We start from the raw sequence: 17,566 nt of genomic DNA, 5'->3' as shown, positions 1-17,566 counted from the left end.
TCTCCTCAGTCCCAAGGATTGAAATTCGGTGCAACCTCGTTCGACTCTTCGTCCGCCGCTCAGTCTCCCACGCCTAAATCTTCATCCAGAGCATCCAAAATCAGCTTCAATTCCGCTTCCTCGTGTTCGTGAAACTGCTTCACAAACGCGTCGTAACGGACCAGCACCTTTTCTTGGGCGGTGGTGACTTCGGGGGTCACCCCTTCGATCGGCGTGTCTCCGGTGCATGCTTGCGCGGCCGCTTCCGCCAAGTGTCTCGAATCTTCGAACAAGACAGCGTGTTGGTTCCGCAAATTTTCCGCGGCCAAAGACATTTCCGGGTCCGCATCCAAGGCCTGATCGAAGTAGCCGTAAGCCTCCTCCAAGCCAAAATGCAGAGCCAGCTGATCGTTCAAGTCACTAAATAACTGAATTAATTCAGGCCAATGGTTGGCCGCCGCCTCCCGCGGTTGAGTCAGAACGGCCAAGCGATCCATCAATATTTTCAGGTCGCGGTTGTCATTTTTGATGTCCTGCATAAACGCCGCGTTGACACTCAAACGGCGTGAATTGTTTGCTTGCTCGGCCATGTTGCTACCTTCCATTGCAGTGAATTGACTGCCTTCATTGTAGCCTTCCAGTGAAACGGGCTGGGATGCTTCCGACGACGAAATCGCCCGGATCAACAAAATGATTTTCGACCTTGACTGATTTTCTAGGATGGGAACAATTTGACTCCGTGGACGAGACGCTTCGTTTCGGCCGCAGAAATCTTGAGAAAGGAGTTCTCAAGAAGTGTGCTTCCCAGGAATTGGGTTCGCGTGAAACTGGATTCGCGTGAACAACGAAGCACCACGACGATCCATTCACGTCAGCAAGGAGGCGACGAGATGCGTCACGCAATCGATCAATGGTTGAGCCAAACCAAACCGGGTGGAACTTTCCGGTCTTCATTCGGCTCCTCGACTCTTCCGCCTCACGCAGCGGTGAAGTGGAACGATCCCTCAGGCAGCAACGTCCAAACGGTTCGCCGCGTTAACCAATCGACTGCCTCGGAGCAGATCCAATCGCGAGCGACCAAACTTGCCAGCGCCACCGAATCCAAATCGAACAGCCCCTCCGCACCCCCGCGTGACGCTTCCACGACCCGTCTGTCCGGTTTGCTGAAGAAGGTTCGCTTCTTCTCAGGATCCGACGTCGAGTTCACCTCGATCGCCAAATCAGCCGAGACCTGCGAACCCGGTCAATTGGTGGTCTATCGCTTGGGCGATGACTGCCCGGTGGAATTGATCTCGCAAGCTCTCGCCCGCGGTGCCGCAGGCATTCTGACGGAGCAAATTTTGCCAGCGCCGATTCCACAAGCCATTGTGGTGGATACCGATCGAGCCCTCGCGGAAATTCGATCCAAGCAAACCGATCGCCCCGACCAAAAACTGATCACGATTGGCATCGTGGGCTCCGCCGGCAAGACGGTCACCGCATTCCTCACCGCCTCCGTTCTGCGAGACATTCCTTGCCGAGTCGCCTACCAAACGGATCTCGGGTCCAGCGATTCCGTGGTCACCGAAGCAGGCACGGCCAAGGCCACCAATGGTGCCTCGCTGATTGACGCCTTGTCGGATGCCGTTGATGCGGGCGCAGCCGTCAGCATCACGGAAATGGATTCCACTCAGCTGCGTCTGGGAGCCTACGACCAAATCGAACTGGACATTGTCGTCGTGACCGGACGCGACGCAGGTGACAACGACTTTGGCCCTTCACCGATCGAATGTGCTTTCGAATTGGTGACCCAGGGCGGGGTGTTGATCGTGCCTGAATCAAACCAACGAATCCTTTCTGCTGCACACGCTGCGGCACAGACACAGAACATCGAACTGGTGACCTACGGCGTCGACAACGCCGCCGATGTCTCGATCCGTACGATCTCCCAAGCAGACGGCACCTTGACCGCCATGCTGCGGCATGAATCCCGAGCCGCGGTGATGGAATCGTTCCTCGGGCGGGGACACTTTGCCGATTGCTTGGCCGCCGCTGCCGCGGTTGGCGTGGTGACCGAAAACCCCTTGCCACAAATCGCCGAATCCCTCTGCAAACTTCGCGATTTGCCGGGCCGATTCGAAGCCATCACCACCGGCGACTGGGAAACCGATCAAAACAATCCCGCCGTGCGTTTGGACATCGGTGGATCACCTGAACGAGTCCAGTTCGCCTTGCAGGCCGCTCGCAAAGAACTCCTGCAAACACCCGCCAGCTCCGCCCCAATAACGTTGCCCATGCACGCTGCGTCCCAAGCCGGCAGGGCCAAACGCCCCCAACTTTGGTGCGTCTTGGCCGTCAGCGAAAAAGACGATGCGGACACGTTGATGCAATACGGTCGCTTGTTGGAAACGATGCCCGACCATTGTGTGCTGACCTGCCGAGAAGCCGACAAAGCCAATTTTCTCTCGATGAGCCACGGTGTTTTGGACGGGATTCAAGATGTCGCCGCCATGCGATTGGTCGCCGATCCGAACCGCGCAATCCAGTGGGCGCATGGCGAAGCGGGCAACCATGACATGGTCTTGGTCATCGGCGGGATCGACCGCAGCCATCCCGACGCCGAACGCCGATCCCTGGATGCGGTCACCCAAGTCATCGCCGCCTGTGCGGAGGAACGCGAACAAGCTCTGCAAGCAAATTCGCACCCGGCAATCATCCAAGGCCTGCCCAACTCCGCCCAGAACTTGCCCGCCCAGAACTTGCCCGCCCAGAACTTGCCCACCCAGAACAATGGCACTGACGCGGATCCACCCCAACTGAAATTGTTCGACGGAAACTGACCCTTCCCCGATGAGAATCCCATGACCGCTTGGTGGCAACGACTTCAATCCAAGTGGGATCAGTGGTGCGGCGATCACGAAATGGAGCAATCCATTCGTCGGCACCTGCGTCAACAGGGGTACTTCGGCGCGACCGCCAAGTTGAGCGGCGTGCGACTGGTCGCGGTCCAACGCCCCGGTTGGCAACAACTGTTTCGGTTTGATGTCCGTGCACGCGTGGATTTTCAAACACCCGATGATGAACCAGATCCCGATCCGGTCTATCACGACCTGTACGGTTTGGTTCACGAAGACATTCGCCACAACCGCAGCCAGGTGCGTGTGTTTGACACCCCGGAACAGCGCGTCGAACTGTTCCGCGACTGGAGCGAAGGGTTGATCTGTTTGCGGGGTGCGAAAGGACTGCTAAGTTGATTCGAGGGAGAACCTGGTTCGCCCTCCTTCCTTTGCTGCACACACACCTTTCCATCGCAGACTCGATAGCCGCCATGTTTGATCGCCGCGATTCTTTGGTTCTCAACTCGCTTTCGACCACGTTCTTGCCTGGTTGGCTTCTTTTAAGCGTCACCATTTTGTTCGGGGGGAACGCCACGGCGATTGCCCAGGATGAATCGGATTACCTCTCCAACGTTCGCAGGCTGACCTTCGAAGGACGGCGTGCCGGCGAAGGTTACTTCAGCGCCGATGGCACTCGGATGGTATTCCAAAGCGAACGCGATCCGGGCAACCCGTTCTATCAAATCTACGTGTCCGATTTGGAAACGGGCGACATCCAGCGTGTCTCGCCTGGCTTCGGCAAAACGACTTGCGGTTGGATTCACCCAAACGGCAAACAGGTTTTGTTTGCCAGCACGCACGCCGATCCAGAGTCGAAGCGTTTGCAACAGCAGGAACTCGACTTCCGTGCGTCGGGCGAATCCCGTCGCTACTCATGGGATTACGATCCAAGCTACGAGCTCTACGCCGCTGACCTGAATCAAGTTGAACCAGGCACCACGAAGGGGCTGACCGCCCTGACCAACGCCAAGGGCTACGACGCGGAAGCCAGCTACAGCCCGGACGGAACGCAAATCGTTTTTGCATCCAACCGCGCCGCTTACTCGCGAGAATTGTCCGAGCGAGAACGAGAACAATTCGAGCGTGACCCCGCCTTCATGAATGACCTCTACATCATGGATGCGGACGGTTCGAACGTGAAACGACTGACCAGCGAACCCGGTTACGACGGCGGACCATTCTTTTCGCCCGATGGACAACGAATCTGCTGGCGTCGCTTCGCTCCCAACGGAGCCACCGCGGAAATCTTCACGATGAAGACCGATGGATCCGACGTTCAACGCTTGACTGAAATCAACGCGATGAGCTGGGCGCCGTTCTATCATCCCAGCGGTGAGTTCCTGGTTTTCACCACCAACAAACACGGGTTCGCAAACTTTGAACTGTATTTGGTTCGAGCCGACGGCGAAGGCGAGCCCGTTCGCTTGACCACCACGGAAGGCTTTGATGGCCTGCCCGTCTTTCTTCCCAGTGGTGACCAGTTGTCCTGGACGACCACACGTGTTGTCGACAGCAACGGCGACGTCGTGATGGAAGACGGCGCGCCCCAGCAAAGCACCTCGCAGATCCACTTGGCGGACTTCGATGTCGAGACCGCTCGTCAACGCCTGGGGTTGGCTGACCCAAACAGCGCCAGCCAAACGGATGAGGATGCGTCGCTGGCCCGAACAAACTTGACCGCCACCGCACCGGAGTTTCGCCCCAGCGATGTCATGCGTCACGTCGACTACCTGACTCGTCCTGAACTCGGCGGTCGATTGACAGGAACGCCCGGTGAAAAGCGGGCGACCGCCTACGTGGCGGCTTACTTGGAAAGCCTGGGTTTGGTTCCCGCCGGGCAGGACGGAACGTTCTTTCACGACTTTGAATTCCCAGCCGGTTCGTCCCTGGGGCCGGCCAACCAACTGACGATCACCACCTCATCGCCCGGTGGCAATTCCGCGACAATCGACGCCGAATTGACGGAATCATGGGCCCCGCTTTCGTTCTCACAAACAGGCGACATCGAATCCAGCGAAGTCGTTTTCGCGGGTTACGGACTGCAAGTCCCCGGCGACGAAGAGCACGAGGAATACGACAGCTACGTTCACTTGAATGTTGCCGACCGCTGGGTCCTGGTTCTACGAGACCTGCCGCAATACATCTCCGCCGAACAACGCCAACGGATGGCACGCTACGGCGACCCGCGCCGCAAAGCCACCATCGCTCGCGACTTGGGAGCCCGCGGAATCCTCTTCGTGGCTGGTCCCAATAGCCAAGTCAAACGCGATGTGATTCGTTTCGACACCAACGCGTCCCAAGCCCAAGTCAGCTTGGCCGCGATCTCCATCGACAATGAAGTCGCATCGAAACTGGTTCGCGCCGGTGGACATGACCTCAAAGAATTGCAAACCCGGCTCGACGATGGCCAGATGGCGATGGGTATTCAGATGTCTGGCATCGCGGTCCAAGCATCGATTGAAATCAACCGCCGAACCGGCACTGGCCGAAACGTGATCGCCCGTTTGCCGGCTGACCCCGCAGCCGACTCGACCGCCGCGATCCAGTTCCCGGTCGTGATGGTGGGTGCCCACATCGATCACCTGGGACGAGGCGGAGGCAGCAACTCGCTGGCCCGATCGGATGAAGAAAACCAAGTCCACGTCGGAGCCGATGACAATGCCAGCGGGGTCGCGGCGATGCTGGAAATCGCTCAGTACCTCGTCGACCAAAGAAACTCGGGCCGCCTGCAAATGAATCGGGACCTGATGATCGCCGCCTGGAGCGGTGAAGAATTGGGGCTGTTCGGATCGCAAGCCTACGTCGATGACTTTGGGAAACTTTACCCCGACGCTCCGATCCAGGAACCCAGCGAAGATGACATTGCGATTGCACACGCTCATGGGATGACTCCCGACGCAGCTTCGCTTGGCGATGCGGTCGCGGTTTATCTGAACCTCGACATGGTCGGTCGGTTGCGAGACAAGCTGATCGTGCAGGGGATCGGGTCATCGCCAGGTTTTGAAGGTGAAGTCCAACGCCGCAACGTGCCAGTGGGTGTTGCCTTGAAACTCGATCGAACCAGCACGCGATTGCCGACCGATGCGTCTGCCTTTGTGGCTCGCAAGGTTCCGATCCTGTCTGGCTTCACGGGAGCCCACGAGGATTACCACACGCCTCGAGACACCCCCGACAAACTGAATTACGAAGGCAACGCTGACATCGCGAATTTGTTTGGGTTGCTGACCCGCGGCTTTTTGATGTCCGACGAGGTACCAGAGTTCAAACTGGACGAAGGCCAATCCACCGAAGAAGTCCCTCGAGCTCGCTTGACGGCCTACCTGGGAACGATCCCTGACTACGCCGCTGGTGAAATCAAAGGCTTGAAGCTGAGTGGAGTTGCATCCGGGGGCCCAGCCGAAACCGCTGGTGTTCGCGGCGGCGACGTGATCGTCAAATTGGCCGCGCAAAAGATTGAGGACATCTACGACTACACTTATGCCATTGAAGCGTTGAAAATCGGCGAGACGGTTGAGATCGTTGTCCATCGCGAAGGCCAGGACGTCACGCTGTCCATCACCCCCGGGTCACGAGATTGAATGCAACGCAACAGGCCGATTGTCGAGGGCGAGTCTGCGCTGCGTGGCTTCTCGGTCTGAGTTTGCAGTTCGGTTGCTTGCTCGAGCCCGTTTCCGGGCAAGAAGCGTCGCGGGCCCAACTCGCGGCGGAAGGCCTGATCGATGAAGACCAATTGGTCGCTGAGCCGATCGAGATGTCGTCGCTGCCCGCCCCGAGTCAAGACGTGGCGGAACTGCTGCAGGTCGGACAGGTCGAATTCATCTCCGGGGGGCCGCGTCCCTCCGAAACCCGAGGCCTACGCTCCCCGGGATTTATCAATCGAGAGTTTGACGCCGAGACCCGGTTCAGTTTGACCTACCACTTCTCCAGCCGCTGTCGCTGGTGGTGGGACGAGGAGGGAATCGTGATCCGAGTTCGCTACCCGGAACTGAATCTCAAAGTCTTTCACGAGGTCTGGTTCCGCCAACGCCCCAATGATCTCCGCCAATTTTGGTCCTCAAAGTTGGTCCAGCATGAACTCGACCACATTCGACTCTCGACCGACCCTCGCGTTCTCAAGCGATTTGAGACGGCCGTGCGCAGTGACGAAAGTTTGCGTTTCAGCTTTTCTGAAGTCCGATCGATCCTCGGCGAACAAGCCGTCTCGAGCAACAACGCCCAGGCAGGCCAGCACACCCGGTCGGCGATGCCCCGCCGCTCGTCACGCCTGACCCCAGAACAAGTTCGGAAGCTGATCAACGAGCGAGTTCGCGCGCACTTCGACCAAACCTTCCAGTTGATCGAAATTCGCTACCGTGAGCTGGACCGACAAACCGCTCATGGTTCATTTGCCGTTCCGGCAGACGGCCCTCTTCGAGAATGGCTCGATCATTCCTCGGCCGAACAAGTCCCCCAGCCAACCGCCGCGGCTTCCACCGACCCGCAATCGGACTAGTTCCGGTCGAGATCGCCGCAGCAAAGTGCGTGACGGCGTCGAATTCGGTTCAGCGGCGGAGGAAATTCACGAAATCACGATGCCGAGTTCTCCCACAGCGGATCGCATCTTGGGACACATCGTTCCGCGTGGTAAGTTGCCAGCTTCACTCGCTCACACGGCAGCCAAGCTGCCCGCACGCCCCCATTTATTGCGACTGTTTATGTCCATCGACACCTACTCGATATGCCCTTGTGGTAGCGGCAAGAAGATCAAGTTTTGCAAATGCAAGGACTCTGTACACGAACTTGACCGCGTCCTGAAGATGATCGATGGGGGCCAACTTGTCCCCGCCTTGGACCGCTTGAGCGCGATCTTGGAAGAGCATCCTGACGCCGCTTGGGCGCTCGCGATTCGCGGCCGTTTGTTCATGGATTTGCGTGAATACACCTCGCTGGAAGAAAACGCGGAACGCTTCCGTCGCTTGCAACCATCCAACCCGCTGGCGCTCACCCAAAGTGCCGCCGCCGCTCTTTTCCGCCAAGACCTGTCGGCCGCCACCGAGCTGATTCTGGAAGCGTTGACCGAAAGCGGTCAAACAGTCGATTCGTTCGTTCTGGACGTCGCATCGCTGCTTTCCTACGCCCTGGCTGGCAACGGAATCCTGTTGACATCGCGTGTCTACGCCACCTTGGCGTTGGTTTCGACCGGCTACGAAGACAGCCGAATGGCAGCCAATGTGCTGCAGCAAATCAACGGGGACCCCTCGGTCAACCAATTGGCCAAGGCCGTTCCGAACCTGATCCCGCCGCCGGAAAACGCCGATTGGGTCGAACGCTACGACGAAGCCGCGCTGTTGCTTTCCAACAACAAAGTCGCCCTGGCACAAACCAAATTCGAATCCCTGCAGCGATCCGCCCCCCTGCAGCCAGCCGTCCTTTCCGGTTTGCTCAACTGTGCGATTTGGCGAGGCGATCACGTCGCTCAATCCGAATTGCTGGTCAAACTTTCCCAGTGTGAAGAGCTGGACTTTGACGAGCGTGCTCGTTTCCTGGCGTTGGCACAAATTGCCAGCCCCGATGCGGATGGGATGACCGTCGAGCACACCGAACTGGTCGCCGAAGTCGACTCCATCGACGAGTACCAAATGGCGTTGATCGCCAACCCCAGGTTCGAAGAATTGCCCGCGGACGCGTTGGAATCCGTGAAACGCGAAGGCGATGTTGCCCCTCGCTCCGCCTTCCAGATTCTCGACCGCGCCGTGCTGGACGAAGGCGAAACGCTGACGGCCGACAACATTCCAGTTGCCATGGCAGCTCTCTTCCTGTTCGGTCGTGAAACGGATCGCTCCGCACGCCTGCAAGTCCTCGGCTTGCCGGTCGCGAAACGCCCCCAAGTCCAAGAACTCCTGGACGAAGTCGCTCCCAATGTCAATTGGACCGAAGGCGAAAAGGGGCAGCTGCCTCTGGCCATGATCGCGACACCTCAAATTGGCGGCATCCGCCCCGCGCACCAAAAGGACTTGGATGTCGTCGTCAAAGAGCTGATTCGTCAACGTGTTCCCGAAACACTCTCGACGACACCGGTCAAATTGCTCGGCGACGTGTCGTTGAAGGACGCTGCCAGCGACGACAGCAAAAAACTGCAACGTGCCGCCATGGTGCGATTCATTGAGGGCGAAGACAGCTTGGTGGCCCGAGACGAAGAACTGATCAACCGCCTTTGCGAGCTCGGGAACCTCCCGCAGGTCGAACGCAAAAAGATCACCGGCGATGAACTCGAAGAGATTCCCGGCAGTGACCTGGATCGAATCGACCCCTCCGGATTGGATCCCGAAAACCTGATCTACCTGATCCAGCGTGCTCAGCAGATCTCGGCCACCTCCATCGGCCGCCGGGCATCCATCGCGTTGCTGGAAGCGGACACCGAATCGGTCGATGACGGCCGCTTCATCGGTGCCAAAATCATCGCTTATTCGTTCCTGATGCAGCGTGCCACCGAGTCCGATGAAGCCGTGGCTTACTTGGACAAAGCCAAGGCCTACGCCGAGGAACACAAGCTGTCCGACGCTTCGTTGTTGCTGGCCGAACTCGGCCTTCGATTGCGTCGCCAAGAAATTGATTTGTTCCAAAACACCGTGCAAGCGATCGTTCAAAAGCACAGTGACAACCCAGAAGTGATGGGTCGATTGCAGCAAATCCTGGCTCAACTCGGGCTGATCAATCCCGATGGAACGCCTCGCCAAGCCCCAGGCATGGGCCCTGCATCGCAGGATCCTTCCGGCGGCGGACTCTGGACTCCTGATGGTGACTCCGGCGGTGCAGCCCCCGCCAGCCCTGCTGGTGGCGAAGCTTCCGGTGGTGGCAAACTTTGGGTCCCCGGAATGGACTGATGGCAAACGAGTCCGACGCAACCGCGAATGCTGATTCGGCGGAAGATCTCCGCTGGATGACCGAAGCCATTGCCCTGGCCTCCCAGGGGCGAGGCCAGGTCGAACCGAACCCTCCGGTCGGCTGCGTTCTGGTTCGCGATTCGGTCTGCATCGGCAAGGGCTACCACCAACGATTCGGTGGCCCTCATGCCGAGGTCGAAGCCTTGTCCGATTGCGCGGATGCCACCGGAGCCACCGCTTACGTTTCGCTGGAACCCTGTTGCCATCACGGCAAAACCCCTCCGTGCGCCGACGCATTGATCCGAGCCCAGGTCGCTCGGGTCGTCGTGTCGGTGGTGGACCCGTTTGACCAAGTCGACGGTGGCGGAATCGAAAGACTTCGCTCCGCCGGAATCGAAGTCACCACCGGCGTCGCCAAGGAAGCCGGGGAGGATCTGCTGGGTGCCTACCTGAAACGTGTCCGCACCGGCATGCCCTGGGTGATCGCGAAATGGGCGATGAGCCTGGATGGACGCATTGCCACCCAAACCGGCGAAAGCAAATGGATCACGGGTCCAGCGGCTCGAACCGCGGTTCATGAACTCCGGGCCAGCGTCGACGCGATCGCTGTCGGCATGGGCACCGTCATCGCGGACAATCCCTTGCTGACCGTTCGCCTGCCCCAAATTGCTAAGGCCCAAATTGCTAAGGCCCAAATCGCTAAGGCCCAAACGCCCGGCAGCACGAACGCGGAAACCGCAATCAACACTCGCCAATTGGTTCGCTTGGTCTATTCCCAATCCCGGCTGCCAGACCTGCAGACCCAATTGGTTCAGACCGCTTCGGAAACTCCCACGTGGGTGATCGCGGGACCTGAGATCGCGAACGCTGACTTAGCCAAGCTTGCCGATCACGATGTCGACACCTGGCAATGCGAGTCGTCGGATCCCATCGAGATGATCCGGCAGTCACTGCTGTGGTTGGGCAGCCATGACAATCCGCGGGGGCTTGCGATGACCCATCTGATGGTCGAAGGCGGAAGCCAGTTGCTGGGCAGCTTTGCTGCCGCCCGGCAGATCGACGAAGTTCACGCCTTCATCGCTGGCAAGTGCATCGGCGGCCGCAATGCTCCGGGACCACTGGGTGATCCCGGGATCGAGGCCTTGACCGATGCGACGTCGCTGCGAATCAGCCGCATGGACTCATTCGACAACGACGTGCGATTGATCTATCGACGGTAGGTCGATTCGATTTCAACCCGGGCGAATCAGTTGCCGATTCCGCCACCAATGCCACCGCCTGCACCACCAGCTGCACCGCCGGCCGCTCCACCACCGACGCCGCCGGCAGCTCCACCACCTGCACCACCGGTGCCGGTGTCACCGGAGACGAAGTTGAAGGTTGTGATCTCACCGATCTGCGAGAAGATCGGTGCGGGACTGATTCGAACGTAACGACGATCAGCAGAGGCAATCGCCATAGTCGTCATCGACGCACCTTCGGGCAGGGTCGTGATCTGCGGCATGTAGCCGACACCACCTTGCGGGTTGAAGCCATTGACTCCGTTGACGCCACCCGTTCCAAACGGGCCACTGTTGGCCCCGGGGATCAACGAGGGATAGTCGCTGAAGAACTCTCGCAACAACTGACGATTGCCCCCCAACGCATTCGCGGCTTGAGCGTTCAAGCCCCCGCCAGCGGCCGGGCCGATAAACTGTCCCAACGCTTGGTGCCCGACGTTGCGGCTGAATTCAGCCAAGTGCTCCACCTGAGCTTCGGCCAACTTCTCTTTTCGTTGCCCATCTTTGACTTCGAAGATCACCAGAGCGTTCTGTTCCATCAAGGGAATGTCTTGGCGAATGAACTTTTGCTCAGGACGCCCGACATCGGTCAAGATTTCCACCGTGACTTTGCCGGTCGAGACGTTGCCCCAAATGCGACGCAACAGGACGCGGTACTCACCCGAGAAACCTTTTGGACACAGATACGTTTCCGAAACTTGTCCCGTGGCATCATCCTGGGCACCCGGGTAAGCATCGCCGAGCAAGGTCCCTCCGCTGGTGCTATTGGGTGATTCCAACGAGCAAACCGTTCCGGAGGGTTCTTCAACCGACAGGTCGACATCGGCGTCGCCGGTCCAACTCACTCGCACAATCGCATCGTGCGAGGCTGCTCGACGGAGAGCTTCGCTGAATTGCTTGGCCGATTCGCTGTCGCCTTCAGCCACCAGTTCTTGGTGCGTCGCACGAGCCAACAAACGAGCTTCTTCGACCAACGGCTGGAATTTGTCACTCCAAGCCAATCCCAACACGCCTTCGCAGGCCCAAGCCAAATCGGCTGGTTGATCCAAGCGTTTCGCCAACCGAAGCCCCATCACATAAGGCTCGCGGCGGTCTGGGTCGGCGTCCGAGATCTGGCGACAGAGTTTCATCGCCGCTGCCAGTTGCCCCATGTCTTCCAAACGAGCGGCCACGTTGAGCAGATCCTCAAGGTTTTCGGCGAAGTCAGCCGCTGATAGCAGAGCCCGTTCGACTTCCGATTCAGGTGCGTCCGTCGCAGCCAATGACAACGCATAGGCTTGGTACATCCAAGGTTGAATGTGCCCGGCCGAAATGGCACCAGCGATCACGGCACGGATCTCATTGAAATGAGCCTTGGCAGCGTCTTTGTCGCCGGCTTTTTCTGCCGCCGAAGCCTTCACGTTGAAGTGCGACACCGTCGCCCGAACCCGGCGGTCCAAGATCGTCAAATCTCGCGCCGACTCAACATTCCAAGTGGCGAAATGTTCGGTCCACGCTTGGTCAACGGACTTTCCTTCTGGAATGTCCAGTTGAATTGCACGGTCGATGTTTTCGATCGACTCAGCGTCGGACACTTGGTCGGTTTCAGAGTCACCTGTCGCAGCCGACGAGTTGGCTTTGGATCGCAGCGAGGCGTCATCAGGAACGATGAACATCCCTCCACCACCGCCGCCGCCCATGCCGCCACCCATGCCGCCGCCCATGCCGCCACCCATGCCGCCGCCCATGCCGCCACCCATGCCGCCGCCCATGCCGCCGCCCATGCCGCCGCCGCCCATGCCGCCACCGCCCAGGCTGACGATTGGCACGACCAAGTCACCAACCGGATAGTGATCTCTAATCAAGTTGTCTTCCGCAGCGGTCACAGTCGTGATGTTCATTACTTCATCCTTGATCATGTAGGTCAAGTTCTGATCACGAAGCATCAGCCGCAGGAACGAACGCAAGGAGACGTTTTCCAGCGAGATGTTCACGGGGATGTCTTCGGACAACCCCTCGCCTTCCAAACTGAAGACATCAATCCGAATCGGAATCTCACGGTCTTCACTGATCACACGGATCGCATCGTTCAACGGCGTGTCGAGGAAATTGTACGAAACCTCGTCATTCAAGCTCGCCTTAATACGCTGTACTCGTTCGTTGTCACCGAGCATCCCCGTCGAAGTCCCGTAAAGTTCGATGCGGCGACGGCTCAAACGCTGCCAGGTTTCCGCTTCGGGGTACACGATCGGTGGATCGTCAACAAACGGAACGGCCGACTTCAGAACCAACGAGAACGCATCCACGAAGTTGCGTTCACGCAGTTCGCGATAACGACGATCTCGAGCGTAGGTTTGCAACGCAAGCGTTTCATCCGTCACGTGACGTCCGAGAACGCTGTCGTCGGTGACCGTGTCACCGGCCAACGCGGCCATTTCCAACGACACCCCACCATCGGCTTCGGTGTAGCGTCCTTCATCGATCAAAGCATTCATCTGAGACGACAATCGTTTCAAACGATCTTCGCGACGATAGGTTTCTTGCAGCAAACGGGAGGATGCGGTGGCACCGGCAGCCAGTTGCTCCAGATTGGCCTCTTGCTCGAGGAAGTCGGCTTCGCGAGCACTGGCGATTTGAATCGCCGAACGAACTTGGCCGAGCAATTCACGACGCAGTTGAGGGTCGATGTCAGGAGTCGTCTCCACTCGTGAAAGCAGGCTTTTCAGGCTGCCAGCAACGCCGACAGGGTCCTGGCGAATCAAGCGCCGTGCTTCTCGCAATTGAGCCCGGACTTCCCCTCGCAAACGACCTTCTTCACGGGAACGAAGTTGTTCGAAACGGCCTAGCAAATCGCCACCGTCTTCTCGCAGTTCATTGTCGCCCACAACCGGTCCGAACCCGCTGTCGAATTGACCGCCACCGCCCATTGCTGGCCCTGGATTGGCTGGTCCTGGACTGGCTGGCCCTGGATTGGCTGGTGCCACCTCAGCGGGAGCACCGAAGACATCGTCGCCGGCTCCCACGGGAGCGTCCGCAGCAGGTGCCGCGTCGACCGCGGGTGCCGCCGTGGCAGGAGCTTCTGTGGCTGGTGCATCCATCGCGGGAGCATCATCAGCCGCCGCACCGAAGACATCGTCTCCCGCAGCAGGCTCCGCACCAAAGGGACTTTCAGCAGCCGCGTCACCGCCACCACCGAAGATGTCATCGAAGGGGTTGTCATCACCGTTTTGCAAAATCAAACGCTTGCCTTCCGGCGTCGCCATCTTCAAGATCGCTCGGGCTTCCGCGTTGTTGGGATCGGCTTGCAGAGCTTCCTTTGCAACCGCACGAGCCCCACGCATGTTGCCTTGCTGCATCGCCATCGTGGCGGCGTTTGCCAACGATTCCGCACGTGCCGTCATCGCTTGAGCGGTCTGACGAAGCATTGGCGAACCGGCGGTTGCCAACAGCAATCCGTGAGCGGTTTTGTGTTCGGCAATCAAGCCGGTCAAGAAAGCGAAGTCAGGATTGTCTGACTCGACACTTGAGTTGGCTTTGATTTGAATGTCGCTGTTCAGCGTGCCACCGACCAAGTCGATCGACACCTCTTCAGCGGGCGTCTTCAGTTGCCCCAAGTAGATTGAATCACGGTCCAATCGCAGGGGCGGCAAACGATCGCCATGCACCCAGTCGATCTTTGCATCGGATTTGATTCCGGTGATCCAAATGGGAGACATCACGGCCGCATCGGCGACCAAGTCGGCGATCTCCGTTGGCGTCGCGTCGGTCCCCACGACCCCCAAAACACCACCGGTTTGATTCGCCAGAATTCCCATCATTGCGACGTTCTTTGTCGGCCCAATCGCAACCGAGTGAACCGAGATGTGATCGCTTCGCAACGCATCGATCAGGTTCTCGAATCGAGACAGGTTTTGAGCCGCATCAATCGAAGCCGCGTCGCCGATGTAAACGATCGAACGCGTTCGCGAATCAGGACGACCGGTCAACGAAGCTCGGACAGTGTCCAAGACCGAGACCAAATTCGTGTTCCCCAGCGGCAAACGCGAACTCAATTTCGCGGTCGCGGATGCCAAGTTGCTGTCGCCAGGAGCAGCGAATCCACTGGTCAGCTCGTTCGCTTGCACGTCCGCCGCAAACAAAGCCACGCGGACATCGCGATCATGCACGGACTCCAGAGCCGCTTGAACAGCCTTCATCGCGTCATCGCGATACGCTCCCACTTGGCTGGCGGACGTGTCCACCACGATGACCAGGTCACCAGCGGACTGGCGAACCGCACGCAGCATGGAATCTTCCGCCCCGGGCTGGATCGAAGCGGCGATCGATTGACCGCCATCGTCCATGGTGTGGGAAACGATGCGAATCGACGCTTCGGAGGAAACCGCCTGGGTATCAGTCGCGAACGCTGTCGCCGCCGAAACCGCAGTCGCCATGACCGCCAACGTCAAAAGGGCTGACAACTTGCAGCCAAAAGTGGAAAGGATCTTCATCGACAACTCAGAGAAGGAGTGGGGACCAGAGGAGAGATGCTGGGATGCGTCAGGTGGCAGGTTCATCGTGATTCTCAGCGATTAGTCGCGGGACGAGACGGCGAAAAGCCAGGCGCGGACCATTCAGTCTATTTCTGGAAACTGCAATTTCCACGAAAAAACCGCTTCAAACAGCTCTTGGACCGCTAAGAATTCCGATTGTAGGGTGTAGCATTCTGCAACACCTGTTGCGAAACGCCGCAGCACTCCGCTGCAATCGAGTTCTCAATGACTTCGCAGGGGAAAAGACGCGATTTCCGGGCCAAAGTGGCGGTTTCGCCGTCCCCCAAGCCGACTCAGCCGAGATTTCTCAACCGCGGTCGCTCAGCAATCGCTCGCGAGCCAACCGCAAACGCTCCGACACGTCCGCCAAATCGCTCCCAACGGCAGACAAATGCCCCATTTTCCGACCAGCTCTCGCGGCGTGCTTGCCATACAGATGCAACGCCACACCGGGTGTATCGAGACACGCCCCCCAGTTTGGTAGCGTCTGGCGAGCCTCAGCGGCCTCCCAAATGTCGCCCAGCAGATTCAACATGCTGGCCGCAGGAACCACCATCGAGGTGTCCCCCAACGGCAGCCCGCAGATCGCTCGCACGTGCTGCTCAAACTGGCTGGTCGCACAGGCTTCGATCGTCACGTGCCCCGAATTGTGCGGCCTCGGCGCGACTTCATTGACGATCAATTCGTCGGCAGTCACGAACAATTCCACACACAGCAATCCCACCAATCCCAAGTGCTCCGCCACCCGCGTCGCGATTTCCCGTGCCTGCAATTGCATCTCCGGGGAAACATCAGCGGGCAGTTTGGTCTCGTCGAGGATGTGGTTCTGATGGTCGTTTTCAAACACCGGAAACGTCTGGACTCGCTGATCGAGCGTCCGCGCCACGATCACCGAGGCCTCTCGTTCAAACGGAACCAACGCCTCCGCGACCCACGGCGGCTGGCCATCGTCACCACTTTCGGCTCCCTCCCACTGGACCAACGCGGCCTCGCCGGGTGAATTCAAACGATGCTGACCTTTGCCGTCGTAACCGCTGCGGCACGTCTTGACGATGATCGGCCATCCCAACGACTCCCCCGCAGCGATGGCGGATTCTCGGTCATGCACGGGCTCAAACCCAGCGACCGGAATCCCAGCTTCACGCAGGGTCGTTTTCTCGATCCATCGGTCCTGTGCCATCGCCAACACCGAGGCATCCGGGTACGTCGGTGCGTGCTTGCTGCACACCGCGATGGTGTCCGCGGGAATGTTTTCAAACTCCAACGTGATCACATCGCATCGTTTCGCGAATGCTTCGATCGCGGAATGATCTGACAGTGGCCCGCAAACCGTGAACGCGGCCACCTCGGCGGCCGGCTCATCGCTGCTGCCGCAGAAGACGCCCACCCGATATCCCATTCGAGCCGCGGCCATGGCGAACATTCGCCCCAACTGACCGCCACCAACCATGCCGATCGTGGCTCCGGGAAGGATGACGTGCTCGGAACCAGATGCTGGATCGATTTTGGATGCTTGACTGTCGCTCATGGAAGCTCGGCCGATGCGATCACATCGTCACGCTGCTTTGCCACAAATGCTTCCAAACGATCACGCAGCCCATCGTCGTTGGTCGCCAAAATGCGGGCGGCCATCACCCCCGCGTTCTTGGCTCCCGCAACACCGATCGACATCGTCGCCACCGGGATTCCACCCGGCATCTGAACGATCGAAAGCAACGAATCCAGTCCCTGCAGGGCTCGACTTTGAATCGGCACACCAATCACTGGCAACAACGTTTCGGACGCGACCATGCCTGGCAAGTGAGCGGCTCCCCCCGCCCCAGCGATGATCACTTTCAGCCCGCGAGCAGCGGCCGAACGAGCGTATTCGAACATCCGTTCCGGCGTCCGGTGAGCAGAAACGACCGAGCGTTCATGCTCGACCCCGAGTTGATCCAGCATTTCACAGGCCGCTGACATGGTCTCCCAGTCATTGCGACTGCCCATGATCACACCCACACGTGGAGCAGTCGGCTGGGAAGTCACGGAATCGTCTTGGTCGGTCATCAGGTACTCTG

Annotated in this window: 10 protein-coding genes; 6 read left to right on the top strand and 4 right to left on the bottom strand. The window is 58.9% G+C overall.

What is annotated here, in order from left to right:
* Positions 1-59: 59 nt before the first annotated feature.
* A complete protein-coding gene (locus tag PSR62_RS11595) occupies positions 60-569 on the bottom strand; it encodes a hemerythrin domain-containing protein (RefSeq protein ID WP_443217392.1) in 510 nt (169 codons plus the stop codon).
* A gap of 231 nt (positions 570-800) precedes the next feature.
* On the opposite strand from PSR62_RS11595, the gene PSR62_RS11590 reads away from it, so the two are divergent.
* The 6 genes from PSR62_RS11590 to ribD all read left to right on the top strand — a co-directional run bounded on the left by PSR62_RS11590 (position 801) and on the right by ribD (position 10,938).
* Positions 801-2,798 (top strand): Mur ligase family protein, encoded by a 1,998-nt coding sequence (locus PSR62_RS11590; protein ID WP_274407897.1) that lies wholly within the window; start codon positions 801-803, stop codon positions 2,796-2,798.
* A 21-nt stretch (positions 2,799-2,819) separates the two neighbouring features.
* On the top strand, positions 2,820-3,212 hold the full coding sequence (locus PSR62_RS11585) for a hypothetical protein (protein WP_274407896.1): 393 nt from the start codon (positions 2,820-2,822) through the stop codon (positions 3,210-3,212).
* 74 nt (positions 3,213-3,286) lie between these two features.
* Positions 3,287-6,433, top strand: a complete 3,147-nt coding sequence (locus PSR62_RS11580; RefSeq protein ID WP_274407895.1) for a M28 family peptidase — start codon at positions 3,287-3,289, stop codon at positions 6,431-6,433.
* Between the two features lie 77 nt (positions 6,434-6,510).
* Positions 6,511-7,347 (top strand): hypothetical protein, encoded by an 837-nt coding sequence (locus tag PSR62_RS11575; protein WP_274407894.1) that lies wholly within the window; start codon positions 6,511-6,513, stop codon positions 7,345-7,347.
* A 79-nt stretch (positions 7,348-7,426) separates the two neighbouring features.
* Positions 7,427-9,718, top strand: a complete 2,292-nt coding sequence (locus tag PSR62_RS11570) for a tetratricopeptide repeat protein (RefSeq protein WP_274407893.1) — start codon at positions 7,427-7,429, stop codon at positions 9,716-9,718.
* On the top strand, positions 9,718-10,938 hold the full coding sequence (ribD, locus tag PSR62_RS11565; RefSeq protein ID WP_274407892.1) for a bifunctional diaminohydroxyphosphoribosylaminopyrimidine deaminase/5-amino-6-(5-phosphoribosylamino)uracil reductase RibD: 1,221 nt from the start codon (positions 9,718-9,720) through the stop codon (positions 10,936-10,938). The genes PSR62_RS11570 and ribD overlap by 1 nt, the downstream gene beginning before the upstream one ends.
* Before the next feature lie 26 nt (positions 10,939-10,964).
* Here the strand turns inward: ribD and PSR62_RS11560 are convergent, their stop codons facing one another.
* The 3 genes from PSR62_RS11560 to purE form a co-directional block, all read right to left on the bottom strand.
* Complete coding sequence (locus PSR62_RS11560) at positions 10,965-15,467, bottom strand: hypothetical protein (RefSeq protein WP_274408214.1); 4,503 nt, start codon at positions 15,465-15,467, stop codon at positions 10,965-10,967.
* A 349-nt stretch (positions 15,468-15,816) separates the two neighbouring features.
* A complete protein-coding gene (locus tag PSR62_RS11555; protein ID WP_274407891.1) occupies positions 15,817-17,037 on the bottom strand; it encodes a 5-(carboxyamino)imidazole ribonucleotide synthase in 1,221 nt (406 codons plus the stop codon).
* The gene (gene purE, locus PSR62_RS11550) at positions 17,034-17,555 is read right to left on the bottom strand and encodes a 5-(carboxyamino)imidazole ribonucleotide mutase (protein WP_338020191.1); all 522 of its coding nucleotides are present in this window, start codon (positions 17,553-17,555) and stop codon (positions 17,034-17,036) included. Before purE ends, PSR62_RS11555 begins: the two co-directional genes overlap by 4 nt.
* Positions 17,556-17,566 lie beyond the last annotated feature (11 nt).

The organism is Rhodopirellula sp. P2 (assembly GCF_028768465.1).
Classification (GTDB): Bacteria; Planctomycetota; Planctomycetia; order Pirellulales; family Pirellulaceae; genus Rhodopirellula.
The sequence above is the reverse complement of the archived record's forward strand: the minus strand, read 5'-3'. Positions and strand labels throughout refer to the sequence as shown.